A 20,990-nucleotide genomic window follows, 5' to 3' on the forward strand; every position below is an offset into this window, starting at 1 on the left:
CGCGCTACCGGCAAACCGTCGTTACGGCGACGGGCCAGATGAGGTCAAGCCATGAGCACTCCGGACATATCCGTCGACGCAACCACGCCCTCGGAACTCGAGTTTCCGTATTCCTCGCTGGAATATCGCAGGCATCAGATGTTCCCCCGTCTTTCCGCCGCCGAGATCGCGAGCCTGCGCCGCTTCGCGCGGCCGATGTCGTTCAGGGCCGGCGAACTGATCTTCGAAACCGGGCAGGTGGCGCTCGGCCTGTTCGTGCTGCTGCATGGCCGCGTGCGGATCGAGTCGCGCGACAGCTTCGGACGCTCGACCGTCGTCACCGAACACGACGACGGCCACTTCATGGCGGAGATGGCGCAGCTCTCCGGCAAGCCGGCGTTGATCGACGGCATCGCGCTGACGGACGTCGAGACGCTCGTGATCGAGCCGGAGCGCTTGCGCGCGCTGATCGTCGCCGACGCGCAACTCGGCGAGCACATCATGCGCGCGCTGATTCTGCGGCGGCTCGGGTTGATCGAGCAGGGGCTCGGACCGGTGATCGTCGGCAATGGCGACGACGCGCGGCTGATCCGGCTGCAAGGTTTCCTGCGTCGCAATGCTTATCCGGCGATGGTGATCGACGCCCGCACCGATCCCGAAGCCATGAAGCTGCTGGGCGGCATGACGACCGGTCCGGGCGATTTCCCGCTGGTGTTCTGTCCGAACGGCTACGTGCTACGCGCGCCGGACGAGGCGCAGCTCGCGTCGTGCCTCGGCCTCGTGCCGACCTTCGAGCAATCGCGCGTGTATGACGTGGCGATCGTCGGCGCCGGACCGGCGGGACTGGCCGCCTCCGTGTATGCGGCCACCGAAGGTCTGTCGGTCGCCGTGTTTGACCAGCGCGCGCCGGGCGGCCAGGCCGGCGCGAGTTCCCGCATCGAGAACTATCTGGGCTTTCCCACCGGCATTTCGGGCCAGGCGCTCGCAGCCCGCGCGTTCCAGCAGGCCTTGAAGTTCGGTGCGCATCTGGCGATTCCCGGCAAGGTCATGGACGTGAGCCGTCATGACGGCATCTTCATGCTCACGCTGGAGGACGAGCAGCGCATCAGCGCGCGCACCGTCGTCGTGGCGAGCGGCGCGGCGTACCGCAAGCCGACGGTGCCCGGGTTCGACCGTTTCGAAGGGCGCGGCACGTTCTACTGGGCATCGACAATCGAGGCCAAGCTCGTGAAAGGGCAAGACATCGTGCTGATGGGCGGCGGCAATTCCGCGGGCCAGGCGGTCGTGTTTCTGGCGAACTTCGCGCGCAGCATTCGCGTGCTGATACGCGGCGCGGATCTCAACGCGAGCATGTCCAGATACCTGATCGACCGGATCGGGTCCTTGCCGAACGTGACGCTTTGCACGCGCTGCGTGCTACGCGAACTCGGCGGCGACGAAAGCGGACTGACCGAGGTACGTATCCGCCATGAGGACGAGGGCGCGGACGAAGTGATTTCCACGCGCCACCTGTTTCTTTTCATCGGCGCGGACCCGAAAACGGATTGGCTCGGTTCGAGCGGCGTGGAGCTCGACAACCGCGGCTTCGTCGTGACCGGCTTCGCGCGCAGCGAGCACGGCTTCTCCGAGTCGAGCGCGCGCTATCCGCTCGAAACCAGTGTGCCGGGCATGTTCGCTGTTGGCGACGTGCGCTCGGAGTCCGCGAAACGGGTCGCGGCGGCGGTGGGCGACGGGGCTGCCGTGGTGAGTCAGATTCACGCGTATCTGAGCCAGCTCACGAAGGCGGCGGCTTGAGGAAAACGGTTCAGGTCGAAGGGTTCGCGAGCGCGATGCCAGCCAGCATGCGGACGACGGAACAGCCGATGCAGGACCTGGCCGGGAGCGCCGGCGTGCATCACGGCGTCATACCTAAGTGTGATAGTGCGAAGCGCCGGCCGGCCCCTAACATGCAAAGGAATGGGATCGTGCCTCTGCTCGTGCGTCGCGTGCAAGCGCGGCGCAAGGTCAGCATGACGCCGGGCGGGGCGCGCCTGAAACATTGAAGGTCGCGCCAGAATCGAGTGGCGGCATGACATTGGCGCAATGTGGGTATCCGCAGCTATGAGCTTTATTTGCATCGTCGACGACGACGCGTCGTTACGCAGCGCTCTCGGCAACCTTCTCAAGTCGGTGGGCTACACGACGATGACGTTTGCGTCGGGCGAGGCATTTCTCGCCTCGCCGGTGGTCGACGACGCGTTGTGCGTGTTGCTCGATCTTAGAATGCAGGGCATGCAGGGTCTCGACTTGCAACGTCGACTGCAAGAGGATCATAGGCAAATTCCCGTCGTGCTCATGTCGGCGCATGGCGACGACGAAACCGTTCGGCGTGCGATGCAACGCGGCGCCGTCGGGTTCGTGCGCAAACCTTTTGCGGATGACACGCTGCTAGAGCTGATCCAGCTGGCCATTAGAAGGAAGGGGAAATGAATTGAGCACCGAGGCGTTTGCCGACGGATTGCGCGCAGTGTCGCCTGATGCCGGCGCGACGGCGCATTTCGATCAGGTCTGGTTCGATCAGCTCATGCTCGAGGCGCTGCTGGTCGACGGCAACATCGTGCGCTATCGCGCGAGGAAGCGCGACGGCGCGCAGTCGTGGCTGGTCGCGGTGCCGGCCGATGTGCCCTCCGAGGCCGTCTTCCGGCGTCTTGCGCAGGAGTTCGCGCCGGCCGACAAACTCGACTCGGCGTGGGGCGTTCGACCACTCGCGCTCGTCCAGCTCGCGCGCGGCCCGATACTCGTGTACGAAGACAATGGCGGCGCGCTGCTTCTGCCGCCTGCCGACGGCACGATCGCGCTCGGCCGTTTCCTGCGCATCGCGGTCGGTGCGGCGCGTGCTCTGCGGCTCGCGCATAGGCGCGGCGTTTTGCATCGCGACCTCAAGCCGTCCAATCTGCTGGAAGGCACTGACGGTACGGTTCGTTTGCTGGGATTTCGCGATGCCTTCCATCTCGCGGCGGATCCCTGCGCCGAGTCGCCGGATATCCTGTACGGCACGCTCGCCTATATGTCGCCGGAGCAGGCGAGGCGCGCCGAAGGCCAGGCCGACGAGCGAAGCGATCTCTATTCACTCGGCGTGACGTTGTACGAACTCTTGACGGGCCGTCTGCCTTTCGAAGCAGCGGACGCGCTCGAATGGGTCTACAACCACGTCGCCCGTCAGCCCGCCGATCCGCGGCAGTATCGTCCGTCGCTGCCCACGGTGCTGAGTTCGATCGTCCTCAAGCTGCTGGCGAAAAGCCCGGCGGATCGCTATCAAAGCGCGTCGGGTCTCGAAGCCGATTTGCGGCGTTGTCTGGCCGACTGGAACGAGATGCAGCACATCGCGCCGTTCGAGCCGGCCGCGGAAGACAACGTCAGGAACCTTGCTGTCACGCATCGCCTGTTCGGCCGTGCGCACGAATACAACGCGCTGCTCGAAGCCTTCGAGCGCAATGCGCAGCAGGGCGCGGCGCAGCTCATCTTCGTGTCCGGCTACTCGGGTGCGGGCAAGTCTGAACTCGTGCGCAGCGTGCACCGCGCGACCGCGCAAACGCCTACGCTGTTCGCCTCGGGCAAGCTCGAGCAGTACGGGCAGAACGCGCCCTACGCGCCCTTGATGCAGGCGATACGCTCGCTGTTCCAGCGCATTCTGGGCGAGAGCGACAGCGAACTCGCGCGCTGGCGCGACGTGTTGCGCGAAGCGGTAGGCGCGCAGGGCAAACTGATCGCGAGCTTCATTCCGGAACTGGAACTGGTGATCGGCGAGCAGCCGGAGGTGCCGGATCTGCCGCCGGTCGAAGCGCAACTGCGTTTCCAGGCGCTGATCACGCGCCTGTTGTCCGTGTTCGCGACGCAGGCGCATCCGCTGGTCCTGTTCTTCGACGACGTGCACTGGTTCGACGACGCCACGTTGAAGTTCATTGCGCAATTCGTGGCGACCGTGGAGATCCGCCATGTGCTGCTGATTTGCGCCTATCGTGATAACGAGGTGGACCGGTCGCCGAAGTTCAAGGCATTTCTCAACTCGCTGCCGAGCGCCGCTGCGCAAGTCGCCACGCTTGCCGTCGGCCCGCTCGATATTGCGAATGTCATGGCGCTGCTCGCCGACGCGCTGCATTGCGACGCCGCGCAGGTTTATCCGTTGGCGGCGATCGTCCACGAGAAGACCGGGGGCAATCCGTTTTTTATCAAGCAACTGCTGCTTGCGCTGGCTGACCACCAACTGATCGCTTATGACGGCATGGCCGGGCGCTGGACCTACGATATCGACCGGATCAGCGAGTACGAATCGTCCGATAACGTGGTCGATCTGATGGTGGCGCGGCTGTCGCGCCTGCCGCGCGAGGCGCAGGCCGTGCTCAGGCTGCTGGCGTTCATGGGCCGCCGGCTCGACCGCTCGACGCTGATGCGGATCGATCATGCCGGTGGAGCGGAACTGGAGCGGCGGCTGCAACCGGCGATAGAGGCCGGCCTGGTGGTATCCGACCGGACGGGTTTCGCTTTCGCCCACGACCGGGTTCAGGAAGCTGCATACGCGCTGACCCCCGCTAACGGGCGCGGTATCGAACATGCCCGCATCGCCGCCATTCTGACGGAAGATTTCGACGCGCGCGCGATGAGCCAGTCGGCCTTCGACATCGCGCATCATATCGAACGGGCTCAGGCGGCCGGCGCGCTGCGCGGTCTCAGTCCGGACGAAACGGCTCTGTTCGCGAAGATCTGTTTGCAGGCGGCGCGCCACGCAAAAGAAGCGATCGCCATCCAGTCAGCACTGAGCTATCTCGACGTCGCGCAGACACTGCTCGACGCGAGCGTGGTGGACTACGCGCAGTCGTTCGGCTACGAGATCGGGGTGCTGCGGGTGCAGTGCCACATCCTGAATGCGAACTTCGATGCCGCCGGCGCGGAGATCGCGAGGCTGCTGCGGCAGGACCTGTCGGTTGTCGCTCGCGTGTCGGTCTACAAGCTGAAGGTCGACATGCAGCAGCATCTGTCGGACTATGAAGCCGCGGTCGACACCACGCTCGAAGGCGTCAAGCTCTTCGGCACGTATCTGCCGCGCTATCCGGAAGCCGCCGATGTCGAAGCCGCATACAGCCGGCTCAACGAATCGCTCAAGACGCGAAGCATCGCCTCGCTCGCGGATTTGCCGATGTTGCGCGACGAGAAAATCGAATCGGAAATGAATCTGCTGGCGAGCGTCTATGCGCCTGCATCGTTCGTGAACGAACGTCTGGGCTTCCTGCATCTGTGCCGGATGGTGCAGCTCACCGTCGATCACGGCATCACCGCGGCTTCGGCGCATTGTCTATCGTGGTTCGGTGTGTACGTGGCGGAATTTTTCGGCCGCTACGAGGAAGGCTTCGAGTTCTCGCGGCTCGCGCGCACGCTGGTGAAGGAGCGCGGTTTCAACACCGTCGCCACGAGCGTGCTGGTCGCGCTCGACACGGTCGCCGTCTGGACGCAGCCGCTGCCCTACGTGCTGGACTGCGCGCGCGATGCCTTCGAATCGGCGCGCCCGAGCGGCGATCTGACCATGAGCTGCTACTCGTGCAACCACATCGTGTCGGATCTGCTGACGATCGGCGCGCCGCTGGAACAGGTCGACAGGGAAATCGATCTCGGCCTGTCATTCGCGAGGCGCGTGCGTTTCAAGGACGTGGAAGACATTCTGGAACTGCAGAAGCGCTACGTTCACAGCTTGACGGGCGGCCCCGGACTGCCGGGCAACTTCGGCGTCGTGGTGGACGGCCGCATGACGTTCGACGCCGATCTGCTCGACACCCAGATGACGACGCTGCGTTTCTGGATCTGGCTGTTCAAGGGCATCTCCTGCTATTTCCACGGTGACTACGCGAACGCGCGTCATTGCCTTGCCGAAGCCGGCGAGCTGAAGTGGTCGACCCCCGCACATATCCATCTGCTGGACTATCACTTCTATACGGCGCTCAATCTCGCCAAGGTCTACTCGGGCGATGCCGATGCAGCCGGCGCCGTCGCACGCATCGAACCGCATCTCGCGAAACTGAAAACCTGGGCGCGACTCAATCCCGCGACCTTTCAGGACAAGCTGCTGCTGATCGAGGCCGAGGTGGCGCGTCTGAACGGCGCGCCGCTCGCTGCCATGGCGCTCTACGAACAGGCCGCCGCGGCGGCTTCGGAAAGCGGCTTCAATCACGGCAACGCGCTCGCCCACGAACTGGCATCCATATGCTGCGAGGCGAACGGTCTGTTCAGCGCGGCGCGTCACCACCGCCGGCGCGCGATCGAAAGCTACACGCGTTGGGGCGCGCTCGCCAAGGTCGAGCAACTCGAACGCGGCGACCGTCCGGTGCGCCTCCCGGTCGAACAGCCGGTGGCGTCGCGCCCCTCGATTGAAATCGCCGATGCCCAGCATCAGTTCGACCTCGTGGCTGTGTTGAAGTCGTCGCAGGCGTTGTCCGAGGAGATCGTGCTCGAGAAACTCATCCGCACGCTCGTGACACTGGCCATTGTTCACGCCGGCGCGCAGAACGGCATGCTGATCCTGTCGAAGGGCAACGTGCCGGTCATCGAGGCGAGCGGGCGGGATACGGCGGACGGCGTTCAGGTGACGTTGGGCGGCGACAGGCTCACGCGCGAGGATCTGCCGGCCTCGGTGTACTACACGGCGTTGCGCACGCGCAAGCCGGTCGTGGTGGAAGACGCGCAACGCGATGCGCGCTTTTCGTTCGACGTGGCCTTTTCGAAGCGACTGGTTCGTTCCGTATGCTGTCTGCCGCTCGTCAAACAGGGCAAGGCCATTGGCGCGCTGTATCTGGAGAACAACCTGAGCGCGGGCGTGTTCACGGAGTCCCGCACGTCGGTGCTCGAAATGCTGGCTTCGCAAGCGGCCATTTCGCTCGAAACGGCGCGCCTCTATGCCGAGTTGGTGGAGGAAAACCGGCGCCGCCAGGAAACCGAAATGGCTCTGCGCATGAGCGAAGAGGCGCTCGCGCTCGGACAAAGGATCAGCCGCTCGGGCAGCTACATCTGGAACGGTCTGACGGGCGAACGGTACTGGTCCAAAGAGCTTTACAACGTGTTCGGCCTGCCGCAGGAAGACGTGGGGCCTGGCACCCAGGCGATCCTCGAGCGGATTCATCCGGAAGACGTCGCCTTCTATCAGCAGACCGTCGAGCAGGCCGCGCGCGATCGCACGCCGTTCCGGCAGAAGTTCCGCGTCGTCGTGCCGGACGGTACGGTCAAATATCTCGAAGTGCTCGGCGAGCCCTCGGGCGTGAGCAGCTTTGTCGGCGTGGTCACGGATTTCACCGACCGGCATACCACCGAACTGGCGTTGCAGAACGCCAAGCTCGAGTTGGCGAAAGCCTCGCGCGCCACCACGATGGGCGAACTCGCCGCCTCGATCGCTCACGAGATCAATCAGCCGCTTGCTTCGATCGTGTCGAACGCGAGCGCGGGTGTGCGCTGGCTCAACCGGCCGGTGCCGGACATTCCGGAAGCATTGGGCGGCCTGCGCGATATCGTGAAAGACGGCAAGCGCGCGGGTGAAATCATCCGCGCGTTGCAGTCGCTTGCGAAGGAGGCCAAGCCGAGCTTCGTGACGACCTATGTCGACAATGTCGTGCGCGAAGTGTTCGAACTGGCGGCGGCTGAAATCGAACAGCGCAGCCTGGTGGTCAGGCTCGATCTGGCCGCCAACCGTTCGGTGCTGGCCGACCGGGTGCAATTGCAGCAGGTGCTGTTCAATCTCGTCATGAACGCCGCGGATGCGATGAGCCATCTCGACGCGCGCCAGCGCCTGCTTACCGTCACGTCTTCCGTCGACGATCGGGGCGCGGTGATCGTGTCCGTGCAGGATAACGGCAGCGGGATCAGCGAGGAGATCGCACCGCGCATTTTCGATGCGTTCTTCACAACGAAGTCGACCGGCATGGGCATGGGGCTCGCCATCTGCCGATCGATTGTCGAAGCGCACGGCGGCACGTTGTCGGCCGCGCCGGGTGAGCCGCGCGGGACAGTGTTCGTTTTCAGTTTGCCGGTCGCAAGCTAGCATGGGCTCACGCTCCGCATCACCGAAAGGAGTGAGCGACAAGCCGCACGACCGGCCGTGCGAATCTGAAAAATGTGGGCAATCAGAAAGAGGCGAAAACTGAAGGTCAGCAATACTCAGTTGACGCATCGGAAGCCGGCACACGCCGGTCAATCATCTCGAATGGAGCAACAGCGATGGCTTATATCACCACCAAAGACGGCACGCAGATCTATTACAAGGACTGGGGTACGGGCCAGCCGATCACGTTCTCCCACGGCTGGCCGCTCGATGCGGACGCATGGGATGCGCAGATGCTGTTCCTCGCGGAACAGGGCTATCGCGTGATTGCGCATGACCGTCGCGGCCATGGCCGTTCGTCGCAGCCGTGGAACGGCAACGAAATGGACACCTATGCGGACGATCTCGCCGAACTGATCGAAGCACTCGATCTGACCAATATCGTGATGGTCGGCCATTCGACCGGCGGTGGCGAAGTGGTTCGCTATATCGGCCGTCATGGCACGAAGCGTGTGGCCAAAGCGGTGCTGATCGCAGCCGTGCCGCCGATCATGCTGAAGACGGAAGCGAATCCGGGCGGCCTGCCGATGTCGGTGTTCGACGGCATTCGCGAGGGTGTGCAGAATAACCGTTCGCAGTTCTTCAAGGATCTGGCCGTGCCGTTCTACGGCTTCAACCGCCCGGACGCGAAAGTCTCGCAAGGCACGATCGACTCGTTCTGGCAGATCGGCATGCTGGGTTCGATCAAAGGCCTGTACGACTGCGTGAAGGCGTTCTCGGAAACCGACTTCAATGAAGACCTGAAGAAGGTAACGGTGCCCGCGCTCGTGTTGCAAGGCGATGCCGATCAGATCGTGCCGCTCGACGATTCCGGCAAGCTGTCGGCGAAGATCATGCCGAACGCGAAGCTGAAGGTGTACGAAGGTGCTCCGCATGGTATGTGCACGACGCATGCGGACCGCGTGAATGCGGACCTGCTGGAGTTTATCAAGTCGTAATGGAGCAGGCCGGCGGCCCGTGCGGCACCGGCTTTTTCGCCGCCTGTGCCGCGCGCGCGGGTTTCGCGGGCACTGGCGGCGGCTCGCGAACAGCCCGCGAAGCCGAGGCCAGCGCGGCGCGCAGGCGTTTCTCGCTGGCGGCGCTCACCGTTCCCGATGGTAGCCTGGCCAATGCATCGACGGCTTGTGCGGCGCGTGCGCAGCACTCTTCGAACAGTCGGGCGTCAAGCAGTGCATCGACCAGATTCGACGCCAGCTCGATCCCGGTGCGCGGGTCGCCGTCGGCGGAAAACGCCCAGTCGAAAGCGACGCGCGCATCCTCGAACATTTGCTGACGATCCGGCGAAGTAGCGGACTCGTTTTCGATATTTCGCATCCCACCGAGCAACTTGGCCTGACAGCGGCGCGACACGTGGTACGCGTTGCGCGCAATGATCTCCCGCAGCTCGCCCTCGGCCTTGAGCTGCTCCAGCGCGTAGGCCCGGGTCGATTCCGAGAGCCGGTATTTCGCCGTGGCCCCGGCGAACTCGACGCTCACGAGCGACTTCGCCACCAGTTCGGTGATGCCGCCAATCGCATTCGCCGTTGTGTGTTCCTCGTCGCACACCACTGCGCACATCGATTCGAAAGAAAACGTGCCGCTAAATAGCGCGAGACGGCGGAACACGGCCCGCGTGACCGGGTCGAGCAGCGCGAAGCTCCAGTCGAACGTGGCGCGCAAGGTTTGATGGCGCGGCAGCGCGGTGCGATAACCGCCCGCCAGAATCGCCATGCGGTCGTCCAGCCGGCGGCACACGCCTTCCACGCCGAGCGCGACGACGCGTGCGGCGGCCAGTTCGATTGCGAGCGGAATGCCGTCCAGGCGGCGGCAGATTTCGCCGACGAGCCGTAGCTCCGCGCTATCGGTGGCCACGGTCTTCTGCAGGGAATTGGCGCGCAGAACGAACAGGTTGACCGCGGCGCATCGCAGGATGTCCGCGTCGCCGGCATGCGGCGGCGGCACATCGAGCGGCTCGACCCGGAATACCGTCTCGGCCATGATGCGCAGCGGCTCCCGGCTCGTGACGAGCACACGCAGGTCCGGGTTGCCGGCTACCAGCGCGTCGGCGATTTGCGCCACGGCGCCCACCACGTGTTCCGCGTTGTCGAGCAGAAGAAGCCTGGGCTTGCCGGCAAGTGCCGCGGCCACGCGCCTCACGTCGATCTGCGCACCGGGGAGAGCCAGCCCGCAGCTTTCGGCAACGGCGCAGAGCACGGCTTCCTGCGTGGTCAACGCAGCGAGTTCGACAAAGCAGACCGGGTCGGCAAACTCCGCCGCGCTATGGCGAGCCGCTTCGATCGCAAGATGGGTCTTGCCGATGCCGCCCGCGCCGACCAGCGTCAATACATGCGCCCGGCGCAGCATCGAGCGGATCAGTTCGACCTCGGCGTCGCGCCCCAGCAAGCCGGACTTGGGCGGGGGAAGGCGGCGCCCACGGGCGGCCGGCGAACGGGCTTCATCGAGCAGCGCGCTTTTCTTGCGCGGCAACAACTGATAGCCGCGGCCGGGCACGGTGAGGATCAGGTCGCGCTCCGTCCCGAGCACCTTGCGCAGTGCCGATAGATGGACCTGAATGTTGTTTTCTTCGACGATGGTGTCGGGCCAGACAGCATTCATCAACTCGTCTTTCGTAACGAGACGGCCGCCCGCCGATGCGACCACGACAAGAATGTCGAACGCGCGCGATCCGAGACGCACGACTTCGCCGTTCCGCCGCAAAGTGCGCATTTCCAGATCGATCTGAAAGCTGCCTATTTCCATCATGGCGTTGACCGGTTGAGGATATCGAGCGAGGTACGGAGGCGACGTCGATGGGCCGGCGGAGATAGGGGGGAGGGGGTGCTTGCGCCGGGGCTGGTAGGAGGGAAGTTACCGCGCCCCTGGCCCGCGTGTCTTGCATGTTAGTGCGATGGTTTGTAGGAAAGTCTATTGGTGAGGCTGAGGGTGTGGTTGCGGCAGTGACTGAGGCTAAGGCCGTGCCCGGGGTCGTGGCTGTACCCCCGCCCGATGACCACCCGGCTCAGTCGTCCCTTGCGCGAATCGGGCGCCCCGCGATCCACTCAGTTGCCGGCGCGTCGGCGCCAGCTTCCCGGCGGCGTGCCGACCAGTTGCGTGAAGGTGCGTGTGAAGTGGCTCTGATCGGCGAAGCCGCATGCGATGGCAATCTCCGACAGTGACGAATCGGAACCGCGAAGCAGCTGGCGAGCGCGTTCGATACGCTGCTCCAGCAGCCACTGATGCGGCGTGCGATGCGTCGTCTCGCGAAACGCACGGATGAAATAGCTGCGCGACAGGTTGCAGGCGTTCGCGATCTCTTCGAGCGAAACACTGCCTTGGGTCTTCGCGAGCAACATGTCTTTGGCTCGCGCCTCGTGCAGGCTCGAGAGTCGCCGGCCCGACCTGACCGATTGCGCCGGCGCGCTGCCGTAACGATCGACCAGATGCGTTCCGATGGCGACGCCGAGTTGCTCGATGAACAACGGGCTTGCCTCGCTCGTACGATCCAGCGCGAGCGCGAGCACCTGCGCGAGGTGGCCGAAGATAGGGTCCTTGAGGCCCGGCCGCGCCGAGAAGCCGGTCATGTTCGTGCCGCTTCGTTCGTAGCCGGTGTTCGCGATGAACGCGCGCGAAAACTCCACCAGCACGAAATCGAAAGCGCCGTGCAGGTCGGCACGGTAGTCCTCTTCGAAATTGCGAATGTAGACCGAGTCGCGGTCGAACTCGTGCATGGCCGAGCGGCTGCCCGAGATAATGCGCCGGCGATGGCCGGTGCCGAGCGACACGCCAATCAGGACGCCGCGGTCGGATGCGGGCGTGACCACTTCGCTGGTCTTTTCCTGACGACGGCACTTGCGATAAAACGTGAAGTCGCCGGCTTCGAGTTCGAGGTCCTTGTGCAGTTGGTTCGAAAGACAGCCCAGCGAATCCTTCTTGCGAGCTGCCGTAGGGGAGGCAATTTCAGTCTGGTTCAACATGATCCGTCACCTCTGGTCGTCGCGGTCCATGCGCCCGTTCGCGTTGCCAAAATCAAGAGATGTCAATAACCGGCGGAGTGGCGCGATTATCTCGGAAATTATTTTCGTTGAATATTAATTTTCGTTTAGGTTTGAGCGTTGCAAGCGAAAAATTAACCAGATGACTGACCAAGGGCCGTGCCGGTCAAGCTCGATGCGCCGCTTTGGGCCGTTCTGATGGGATTGCCGGTGGGTCGGTCAACGCCAGATTCGCAATACGCAAATCGAGTTTCTGTTTCAGTGCCACTATGAGGAATTCAACGAACGTTCTTATTTTTGCATCGACAAAGCGACGCGAGGGATAAACCACGAACACGTTGGTCGTTTGCAGGGGGTAGTCTGGAAACAGCGCAACGAGCTTGCCTTCCCGGAGTTCGTCCGCGACCGAATAGGTCGGCACGGCGCCCACGCCGGCACCCGCCAGCAATGCGACTCTGAGCGCCTGCATGGTGTTGACGACGAAATGGCCGGACTGCTCCGGATTGCCCGCGACCCGGCCCACCAGTTCGGACGGCGGGTCGAACGACGAACTGGTCTGCATGAGCGTGTGGTTCGGCAGGTCGTCCACGCTGCGCACGGGATGCCGCGAGAGATAGTCCGGCGTGGCGACCAGAATGCGCTCGCAACGGCCGATGAGCCTGCTCACATTGCGGGAGTCCGGCAACGACGAGGCGGATACGATCGATACGTCGAACTCGTCTTCGATCAGATTCGCCATGTGCGGCAGCAGCTTCAGGTCGACGGAGACCGCGGGATACGCGTGCCGGTATTCGACAATGGTGGACGTCAGCTGTTTCAGTCCGATGTCGGGCACGGCGTGAACCCTCAACTTGCCGCGTGGCAGCGTGTGCGCGTCGCTGGCTTCAGCGTCGGCTTCGTCGATATCGGCGAGGATTTGCTTGCAGCGCCGGTAGTACCGCTCGCCGCACTCGGTGAGCGACACGCTGCGCGTGGTGCGCTGGAGCAACCGCGTGTGCAGATGTTCTTCGAGCGACACCACCGCTCGCGAGATATTGCCGGCGCTGCGTTCCATATGTTTGGCAACTTCACTGAAGTTGCCGGTTTCCGCCACTCGCGAAAACACGCGCATGCTGAAGATTCTGTCCATAGCCGCTGTGACCTCTTGATCCGGTTGAATCCGGCAAAACGGTTTGCCTGATGTGGAAACAATACGACCCGCGGCAGGCTCGCGCTATCCCTACATACGGGTGGCGCGTTCATCCATGCATTCACGCCTCTAATCCGCTCGTATGAGCGCATGCGATGCCTGTGGACATGTGGACATGCAGGGCGCGGCCCTGAGCACCGTCCACTCAGGACAATTAATAAAAATTAGCAACGGTTTCGAACGCGCCGTCGTATGCTTTTTTCATGATCGCAACTGGCACGGGAAACGGAATGTTGGCACTGATTCGGCGCATATCGCTCACGCACTTTGGCTGGTGGTGCGCACTCATCCTGAGCGTTTGCGCGGCGATAGGGCCGCACGCCGCGTTGGCCGCCGCGCCGCAGGTCAAGACGCAGGGGCCGGGCTTTTACCGGATCATGGTCGGCGACTTCGAAGTGACCGCATTGCTCGACGGCACGCATCCCTTTCCGATCGATACCGTCGTTCAAGGCGTACCGAAGTCCGACATCGCGCACGACCTGTCGCGCGACTTTCTACAGGCACCGGTGCAGGGATCGATCAACGCGTTCCTGATCAACACCGGTTCGAAGCTGGTTCTGATCGACTCTGGCGCGGGCGTGCTCTATGGCGACTGTTGTGGCCGGCTGACCGGCAACTTGCGCGCCGCGGGCTACCAGCCCGAACAGGTCGACGAAATTCTGCTCACCCATTTGCATAAGGACCATGTCGGCGGTGTCATCGTGAACGGGGCGATGGTGTTTCCCAACGCGGTCGTGCGGGTGAGCCAGGCCGAAGCGGATTACTGGCTGAATCCGGCAAACAAATCCACGGCGCCCGCTTTCCTCAGTTCATTTTTCGACGCCGCGAACGCTAGCGTCGCGCCGTATGTCGCGGCCGGCCGCTTCAAGCCGTTCAGCGGCGACGTCGAACTCGATCCGGGCATTCGCGCCGTCGCGCTCCCCGGTCATACGCCGGGCCATACTGCGTATCTCGTGCAGAGCGATTCGAAGGATCTGCTGGTGTGGGGCGACGTCATCCATGTCGCGGCGATCCAGTTGCAAAACCCCACGGCATCCGTCGAATACGACACCGACGCCGCCGCGGCGCAACGCTCGCGGCGCTATGCACTCAAGCTCGCAGCGGACAAACGCTATCTCGTGGGCGCCGCGCATATTGCTTTTCCAGGCTTGGGGCATGTCAGGAAAAACGGTAACGCGTACGACTGGGTGCCGGTCAACTACGAAGCCGAGCCGGGGCATTGAAGCCGGCTCGCGGTGCCCACGGTCAGTTGATGGGAGCAAGCGATGGGAGCAAGCATGATGCATAGCGAAACCCACTTGAAGCGACGCGTCGAGGCGAGCCGCGAAGCATGTTGCGCACCGCCCGAGCAGACCTGCACAAGCCAGGACGGGCCCGCGTCCGTGTGGGACCACGTGATCCACGGGCTGTTGCCGAGCTATCGCAGCGCGGGCAGCGACGCGTCGCGCGCGCGGCGGACGTCCCGCATGGCCGCTTGCGTGCCGTCGCCGCATGTGCAGGTGGAAGTCATCGAGCGTCTGTCCGATACGTCGGTCGCGGTGCTCTGGCAGGATGCAACCCGCTGCCGCTACGACGACCAGGTGTGGATCGTTTGCCGCGCCCGTCTGAAGGGTTACTGTGCGCTAAGCGGAACAGTGATCCGTCGTGACGATCTGATCTATAAGCCGAGAGTGCGGGCGAGCATACCGGCCAACGCCACCGCGATGATCCTCGCCTCGGTGGTCGAGCAAATGCCCGCTATGGTGACAGCGGGCGATTTGCTTTAGATCTTCAGCAACTGCGCGGCGTTGCCGCCGAGAATCAGATTTCTTTGCTCGGGCGGCAGCGTAAGGCGATCCAGGAACGTGACCGGCTGCTCGTAGCCCATGTCGAAGCAGTAGTCGCTGCCGAGCACCAGCCGGTCGATGCCGATGTTCTGGATCAGAAAGTCCAGCACCGGGCCGGAATGCGAGACCGTGTCGTAGTTGAAACGGCGCAGGTAGCTGCTCGGTTTCTGCGCCAGCCGCCGCGTTTCGGGGCGCACGGTCCAGCCTGCGTCGATGCGGCCCATCAGGATCGGCAACGCGCCACCGGCGTGCGGCAGCGTGATGTTCAGTTTCGGATGCCGGTCCATCACGCCGCCGAGGATCAGATGCGACCCGGCAATCGCGGTGTCGAAGGGATTGCCGAGCAGATTGCTCAGATAGAAGTCGCCCAGCCGCGCACCGCCGACCGTCTGTTGCGGATGGAGAAACACCGGCAGATCCAGCTGTTCGATCCGCGCGAAGACCGGTTCGAACAGGGGATCGTCGAGGTCACGGTTGTTGATGTTGGTCCCCATGTACACGCCGCGCACGCCGGGCAATTCGGACGCGCGTTCGAGTTCGTCGATCGCGTCGTGCGGATTGAGCATCGGCAGTGTCGCGAGCACGACGAAGCGGTCCGGATGCTTGACATGGACAGCGGAGGCCGCCGTGTTCCACGTTTTCGCCAGCTTCGCGTTGAAGTCGCGGTCGGCCCAGTAGGCCATCGGCACGCTCAACGACAAGGCCTGCATGTCCACGCCGGACGCGTTCATGTCGGCGAGCCGTTCGTCGATGTTGATGAACTTGAGCGGCAGCGGTCCAAGGCCGCCCGCCGGCGTCTGGAAGCTGAAGCTGCTGGCGTCGCAGGTGAACTTCCCGCCGAACTTCTGGCCTTCGCTGCCCACCAGTTCGCAATAGCTCTCGGGGTAGTAGTGCGCGTGAATGTCGATCGAGCGGCCTTTGCGGGGCGCGCCGGCCGGGCCGGTCGTTCCCGTGGCCGTGTTGGCGGTGGCGGCCGTGGCCGGCACACCCGAGGCGAGGCCGCCGGCGAGTGCGGCCATCGTGCCGAGCAGGCGGCGGCGCTTCGGTGAAATGCAGCAGCTGCAGTCCATGTTTCAGTCTCCTTGTTTATGATTTGAGTGTCGGGTTTTATCCGCGCTTGACCATGCCGAGTTCGCAGTCGACGAGCTGATTGCCGTACAGCGCGCGTTCGCGGGCGGCGCGTGCGGAGGTGTCGGTGATCGAGAAGAACACCACGCCGGCGAAGGCGACGATCATGGAGAACAGCGCGGGATATTCGTACGGATAGATCGCATGCGCATGGCCGAGTACCTGAACCCACACGGTCGGGCTGAGAATCGTCAGCGTCACTGCCGAGACCAGGCCGAGCGAGCCGCCGAGCACCGCGCCGCGCGTGGTCAGCCCGCGCCAGTAGATCGACAGCAGCAGCACCGGGAAATTCGAGCTGGCGGCGATCGAAAAAGTCAGGCTCACAATGAACGCGATGTTCTGTTTTTCGAAGGCGATGCCCAGCAGGATCGCGAGCACGCCGAGCACGAGCGTGGTGATCCGCGACACATGCATTTCCTCGCGGTCCGTGGCCGCGCCGCGGCGAATCACGTTCGCGTACAGGTCGTGCGACACTGCGGAGGAACCGGCGAGCGTCAGGCCCGCGACCACCGCGAGAATGGTCGAGAACGCCACCGCGCAGATGAAGCCGAGAAACACGTTGCCGCCTACCGCGTGCGCCAGATGGATCGCCACCATGTTCACGCCGCCCGTCACCGCGCCCGAGGCAGTGTGATATTGCGGATCGGTCGCCACCAGCGCAATCGTGCCGAAGCCGATGATAATGATCAGCGCGTAACCAACGCCGACGATTCCCGTCGCGTACAGAATGCTCTTGCGTGCCGCTTTCGCGTCGCCCACGGTGAAGAAGCGCATCAGGATGTGCGGCAGTCCGGCCGTGCCGAAGATCAATGCGAGGCCCAGCGAAACGGCGGACACCGGATCCGATACGAGGCCGCCGGGGCTCATGATCGCGGCGTGTTTCGGGTGCGCGAGAATCGCCTGCGCGAACAACGCATTCATGCTGAAGCCGAAGCGGCTGAGCACCATGAACGCCATGAAAGCCGCGCCTGCCAGCAGCAACGCCGCCTTGATGATCTGAATCCACGTTGTAGCGAGCATGCCGCCGAAGAACACGTACACCACCATCAGCACGCCGACCATTACGACCGCGACCGTGTAGTTGAAGCCGAACAGCAGCTCGACGAGCTTGCCGGCGCCGACCATCTGCGAGACGAGATAGAGCAGGACGATCACGATCGAACTCGACGCGGCGAAGGCGCGAATCGGTCGCTGCTTCAACCGGTACGACACCACGTCGGCGAGCGTATAGCGGCCGAGGTTGCGCAGCGGCTCGGCGATCAGAAAGAGAATGATCGGCCAGCTGGCGAGAAAACCGATCGAATAGATCAGGCCGTCATAGCCGCTCGTGAAGACCAGCGCGGAAATGCCCAGCAGCGAAGCGGCGGACATATAGTCGCCGGCGATCGCCCAGCCGTTCTGGAAGGCGGTGATCTTGCCGCCCGCCGCGTAGTGGTCGGATACGCTGTTGTTCTTCCGCGCGGCCCAGCGCGTGATGAGCAGGGTCGACGCGACGAACAGCAGGAACATGCCGATCGCGATCGGGTTGTGCGAACGTGTCGGCGCCGCGGTTTCGGCGGCAGCGGCGGGCAGCGCGGTGAGCGCGCTCGTCAGCATGACGCCGATGAGCGGAGCATGCCGGAGAAAGATGCGGTTCATTGCCGTGCTCCTTGCCGGATTTCGTTCACGGCGCGGTCATGGAAGGTATTGGCTCGCGCCACGTAGACCGCGACGAGCACGAAGGTAAAGACGAACATGCCGAAGCCGACCGGAATTCCCCACGTAGCGGGAGAGCCTTCCACGATCGGCCGGCCGAGCAGCGCAGGGGCAAACGCGAGCGTGAGAATGAAGGCGAAGTACACCGCCAGCATCAGGATCGTGAGCAGCCACGAGAAAGCGCGCCGCTCGCGCACGAGCGCGCGAAAGCGCGGATCGTCGAGTAGCGGATTCGCCGCGGGCGGCGCTTCGGTGGCGGCGTATTGCGCGCTCAGCGAATAGGTTGGGGCGCTATGTTCCACTTTGTCTCCTTTCGAAACGACTTTTTGCTGTGCTTGCGCAGCGGTTCGGATTCGCCGCAACCGCCACGGATATCAGAAGCGTGCGGGCACCGCGGTCTCGCGCATCACGGCGTCAGGCGTGCGATAGCGCTCGGCCATTTCACGGTCCACGTCGTTCTTTAGTTGCGCCTGCATGTAGGCACCGAGATGACGCGCGTGCTGCACGATCGCCGCACCCGCCTGGGTGCGCTCGAGGCTGTAGTCCGTGAGCGCGTCCTGCACGCTGCTGTGCTGGTTCAACGCTTTGACGAGCGCCATCGCGTCGCTGGCCGCCTTGGTCACGCCCATGCCGCAATGCGGACGCGCGACGAACGCCGCATCGCCGAGCAGCGCGATCCGGCCAAATGCCATCTGCGGGACTTCGAGGTCGAAGATCGGTTGGAACAGAGGCTGCGTCGCCTTGGTCACCACTTCGCCGAATTGCGGGGCGAGCAGCGTGAGCGCCGCGTCTTCCATATCGGCGAGCACGTCCTCGCGGATCAGCGTGGGCGGAATGCCGCCTTCCCAACGCTTGCCGGCCGCATCGGTGAGCAGGTTAGGCAGCTGCACGTCTTCACTCGTCGCGCGATACCAGACGAAGTTGTAGCGGCGTTCGCCCGGCGTCGTGCTGTTGCCGCGGCCGGCAACCGGGTAGCCGAGAATCTGCTCGCGCGGCGGCAGGCAGAAGGCGAACCTGTCGAACAGCGCCTCGCGGGTTTCGCGCGACAGCGCGGCTTCTTCGACGAGGCCGCGCCATGCGACATAGCCCGCGTATTGAAGCTTGACGTCAGGCAGCAAGCGCTCGCGAATCGGCGACTTGAAACCGTCGGCCGCGATCACGAGATCGGCGTGCAGCAGGGTGCCGTCGCCGAGCGTCACGACTGCCTGGTCGGGGCCGTCCTGCACGGATGCGACCGTGCGGCCGGCGTGGTAATGCACGTCGGGCAGGGCGGCGCGCAGGACGTGATACATCTTGCCCCACGCGGTCAGCGTTTGCGGCAGCTCTCGCGCCGACAACACCGCGCCGTTCTGCGCGAAGGTGACGCGCGATTGCACCTTGACGCCGATGGAATCGTCGTATTCGATACCGGCCGCCGCGAGTGCGTCGAACAATTCGGGGTGCGTGACAATGCCGGCGCCACGTCCGGCCAGTTCATCCGGGACGCGTTCGAACACGTCCACCTCCCAGCCGTTGCGGACCAGCAGATTGGCGGCGAACAGGCCGCCCAGCGAGCCGCCTACGATGATCGCCCGCGCGCGTGCGGAAGTTTGGGTCATGGTCATGCTCCTGCGGTATTGGAAGATTGCGCGTTGGCCGCCTTTGCTTCGTTGAGGCGGCTGATCTCTTCGGCGGGAAAGTTCAACTCGATGGTCACGCCGGACGGGTCTTCTATGAAGACCTGATGCAAGCCGAGGCTCGGCACCGTGCGATCGCGCCACGCAACGCCTTCGGCCTGGAGTGTCTGCCACATCGCTTCGACGCCCGTGGCGAGAAACGCGATGTGGTCGACCGTGCCGGTTCCGCTCGCGGGCAACGCCTTGTCGCCGAGATACGCGGTGAGCCCGGCCGGGTTGTCTGGATCGACGCCGATTATGTGGACGGTGCCGAACTCGGCTTCATCGCCGCCTTTGTAAAGCCACGCGCCCGGAAAGTCGAAGGGCGGACGGTAGCCCTGCTTGAAACCGAGGATCCGCTCGTAGAAGCGGCAGGATTGTTCGAGATCCGAGGTGCGAATCGAGTAGTGGGCAAGCTTTGAAACGGGCATGGTCGACTCCTGCTGTGCTATTTATCGATCGATTAGTGATCGATGGATAAATTGTAGGTGAATGCGCAGGCAGGAGAAAGCGGCGTATTGCCGGTGTTTACCCTGGAAAATGTGATGCGTGGGAGTGATGCGATGGGAGATGAAAAGCGCGGCCGGCTCGCTGGCCGGCCTTTTTGCAACGCTTATTGCAAGCCTTGCAGCGAAGCGGCGTCAGGCCTTTGCGCCGCTTTTCGCGCGAGTGGATTCTTTCGTCGCATGTTCGAGCGCGGCGGGTACGCCGTTGAGGAACGCGTCGACCTGGCGGGCGATGTGGTCTTCGATATCGTCCGTGACCGGCAGGCCGTAGATCCATTTGCGCACGCCGAGATAGAAGATGCTCGCGTGCAGACTCCAGATCAGTTCGAGATCGATCTCGCGTTGTTTCGCGCCGGTGGGCGCGGGCAGATCGTAGGCCGAGCGTATTTCCGCCATGACCGGCAGAAACACGCGTTCGCGCAGCCGCGCCAGATATTTGGAGTTGATGCCTTCACGCGTCAGACCGGCGAAGATGAAAATGCGGATCCACTCGCGCCGCAAGATCACCTCGGAATACGACGAGTAGAACCGGACCATGCGCTCCTGGATCGGAACGGTGCGGTCCTTGATCAGCTTCTCCCAGCTCGTGTCCCATTGATAGACCTCCTCGTACACGCGGTCGATCAATGCTTCCTTGCTGGGAAAGTAGCGGTACAGCAGCGGCTGGGTCACGCCCAGTTGACGCGCGAGTTCGCGGGTGCTGCCGGAGAAGCCATGCGTGGCGAAATGATCGACCGCTTTCAGCACGATCTGGCGCTCCCGCACTTCAGGAGCGAGCCGGCGCGTGACGGTCTTCTCACTGTCATGCCCCTCGGGCTTCGACGCTGTATCGACCGACGGTACTTTTCTCGGCATGGCTAGTTCGGTACCCAGTATGTTGGGACGCATCATACAAAGATTAGCCTGGTCTGGCTAGGCGAGGGTG

Annotated in this window: 15 protein-coding genes; 6 read left to right on the top strand and 9 right to left on the bottom strand. The window is 63.7% G+C overall.

Annotated features, from left to right (window positions below; all coding sequences use genetic code 11):
• The first annotated feature begins 51 nt into the window (after positions 1-51).
• The 4 genes from P0D71_RS23655 (at position 52) to P0D71_RS23670 (ending at position 9,033) form a co-directional block, all read left to right on the top strand.
• Complete coding sequence (locus P0D71_RS23655; RefSeq protein WP_408482383.1) at positions 52-1,773, top strand: FAD-dependent oxidoreductase; 1,722 nt, start codon at positions 52-54, stop codon at positions 1,771-1,773.
• Between the two features lie 288 nt (positions 1,774-2,061).
• The gene (locus P0D71_RS23660; RefSeq protein WP_286162101.1) at positions 2,062-2,448 is read left to right on the top strand and encodes a response regulator transcription factor; all 387 of its coding nucleotides are present in this window, start codon (positions 2,062-2,064) and stop codon (positions 2,446-2,448) included.
• A gap of 1 nt (position 2,449) precedes the next feature.
• On the top strand, positions 2,450-8,035 hold the full coding sequence (locus tag P0D71_RS23665; RefSeq protein WP_408482385.1) for an ATP-binding sensor histidine kinase: 5,586 nt from the start codon (positions 2,450-2,452) through the stop codon (positions 8,033-8,035).
• A 176-nt stretch (positions 8,036-8,211) separates the two neighbouring features.
• Positions 8,212-9,033 (top strand): alpha/beta fold hydrolase, encoded by an 822-nt coding sequence (locus P0D71_RS23670; RefSeq protein ID WP_091803400.1) that lies wholly within the window; start codon positions 8,212-8,214, stop codon positions 9,031-9,033.
• Here P0D71_RS23670 and P0D71_RS23675 read toward each other — a convergent pair.
• The 3 genes from P0D71_RS23675 to P0D71_RS23685 form a co-directional block, all read right to left on the bottom strand.
• Positions 9,023-10,837: an ATP-binding protein gene (locus P0D71_RS23675; RefSeq protein WP_408482386.1), complete on the bottom strand. Its 1,815-nt coding sequence runs from the start codon at positions 10,835-10,837 to the stop codon at positions 9,023-9,025. The two genes, P0D71_RS23670 and P0D71_RS23675, sit on opposite strands and share 11 nt — an antisense overlap.
• 296 nt (positions 10,838-11,133) lie before the next feature.
• On the bottom strand, positions 11,134-12,048 hold the full coding sequence (locus P0D71_RS23680; protein ID WP_091803393.1) for a helix-turn-helix domain-containing protein: 915 nt from the start codon (positions 12,046-12,048) through the stop codon (positions 11,134-11,136).
• Positions 12,049-12,232: 184 nt separating this feature from the next.
• Positions 12,233-13,195: a LysR family transcriptional regulator gene (locus tag P0D71_RS23685; protein WP_408482387.1), complete on the bottom strand. Its 963-nt coding sequence runs from the start codon at positions 13,193-13,195 to the stop codon at positions 12,233-12,235.
• Between the two features lie 290 nt (positions 13,196-13,485).
• On the opposite strand from P0D71_RS23685, the gene P0D71_RS23690 reads away from it, so the two are divergent.
• Both P0D71_RS23690 and P0D71_RS23695 read left to right on the top strand, forming a co-directional pair.
• Positions 13,486-14,478 carry an MBL fold metallo-hydrolase gene (locus P0D71_RS23690; protein ID WP_408482389.1) on the top strand — a complete coding sequence of 331 codons (993 nt, stop codon included), beginning with the start codon at positions 13,486-13,488 and terminating at the stop codon, positions 14,476-14,478.
• A gap of 54 nt (positions 14,479-14,532) precedes the next feature.
• Positions 14,533-15,021: a DUF3331 domain-containing protein gene (locus P0D71_RS23695; RefSeq protein ID WP_408302692.1), complete on the top strand. Its 489-nt coding sequence runs from the start codon at positions 14,533-14,535 to the stop codon at positions 15,019-15,021.
• On the opposite strand, the gene P0D71_RS23700 is transcribed toward P0D71_RS23695, so the two are convergent.
• The 6 genes from P0D71_RS23700 to P0D71_RS23725 form a co-directional block, all read right to left on the bottom strand.
• Complete coding sequence (locus P0D71_RS23700) at positions 15,018-16,151, bottom strand: amidohydrolase family protein (protein ID WP_408482391.1); 1,134 nt, start codon at positions 16,149-16,151, stop codon at positions 15,018-15,020. The two genes, P0D71_RS23695 and P0D71_RS23700, sit on opposite strands and share 4 nt — an antisense overlap.
• 37 nt (positions 16,152-16,188) lie before the next feature.
• Positions 16,189-17,847 carry a cation/acetate symporter ActP gene (gene actP / locus P0D71_RS23705; protein ID WP_408302696.1) on the bottom strand — a complete coding sequence of 553 codons (1,659 nt, stop codon included), beginning with the start codon at positions 17,845-17,847 and terminating at the stop codon, positions 16,189-16,191.
• Positions 17,844-18,206, bottom strand: coding sequence for a DUF485 domain-containing protein (locus P0D71_RS23710; protein ID WP_408184251.1), 363 nt, complete (start codon positions 18,204-18,206; stop codon positions 17,844-17,846). Before P0D71_RS23710 ends, actP begins: the two co-directional genes overlap by 4 nt.
• A gap of 72 nt (positions 18,207-18,278) precedes the next feature.
• Positions 18,279-19,508: an FAD binding domain-containing protein gene (locus tag P0D71_RS23715; protein ID WP_408184252.1), complete on the bottom strand. Its 1,230-nt coding sequence runs from the start codon at positions 19,506-19,508 to the stop codon at positions 18,279-18,281.
• Positions 19,505-19,990 carry a VOC family protein gene (locus tag P0D71_RS23720; protein WP_408184253.1) on the bottom strand — a complete coding sequence of 162 codons (486 nt, stop codon included), beginning with the start codon at positions 19,988-19,990 and terminating at the stop codon, positions 19,505-19,507. The genes P0D71_RS23715 and P0D71_RS23720 overlap by 4 nt, the downstream gene beginning before the upstream one ends.
• 210 nt (positions 19,991-20,200) lie before the next feature.
• Positions 20,201-20,920, bottom strand: coding sequence for a TetR/AcrR family transcriptional regulator (locus P0D71_RS23725; protein ID WP_408482393.1), 720 nt, complete (start codon positions 20,918-20,920; stop codon positions 20,201-20,203).
• Positions 20,921-20,990 lie beyond the last annotated feature (70 nt).

This window comes from Paraburkholderia sp. RL17-383-BIF-A (assembly GCF_046028015.1).
In the GTDB taxonomy this organism is placed as follows: Bacteria; Pseudomonadota; Gammaproteobacteria; order Burkholderiales; family Burkholderiaceae; genus Paraburkholderia.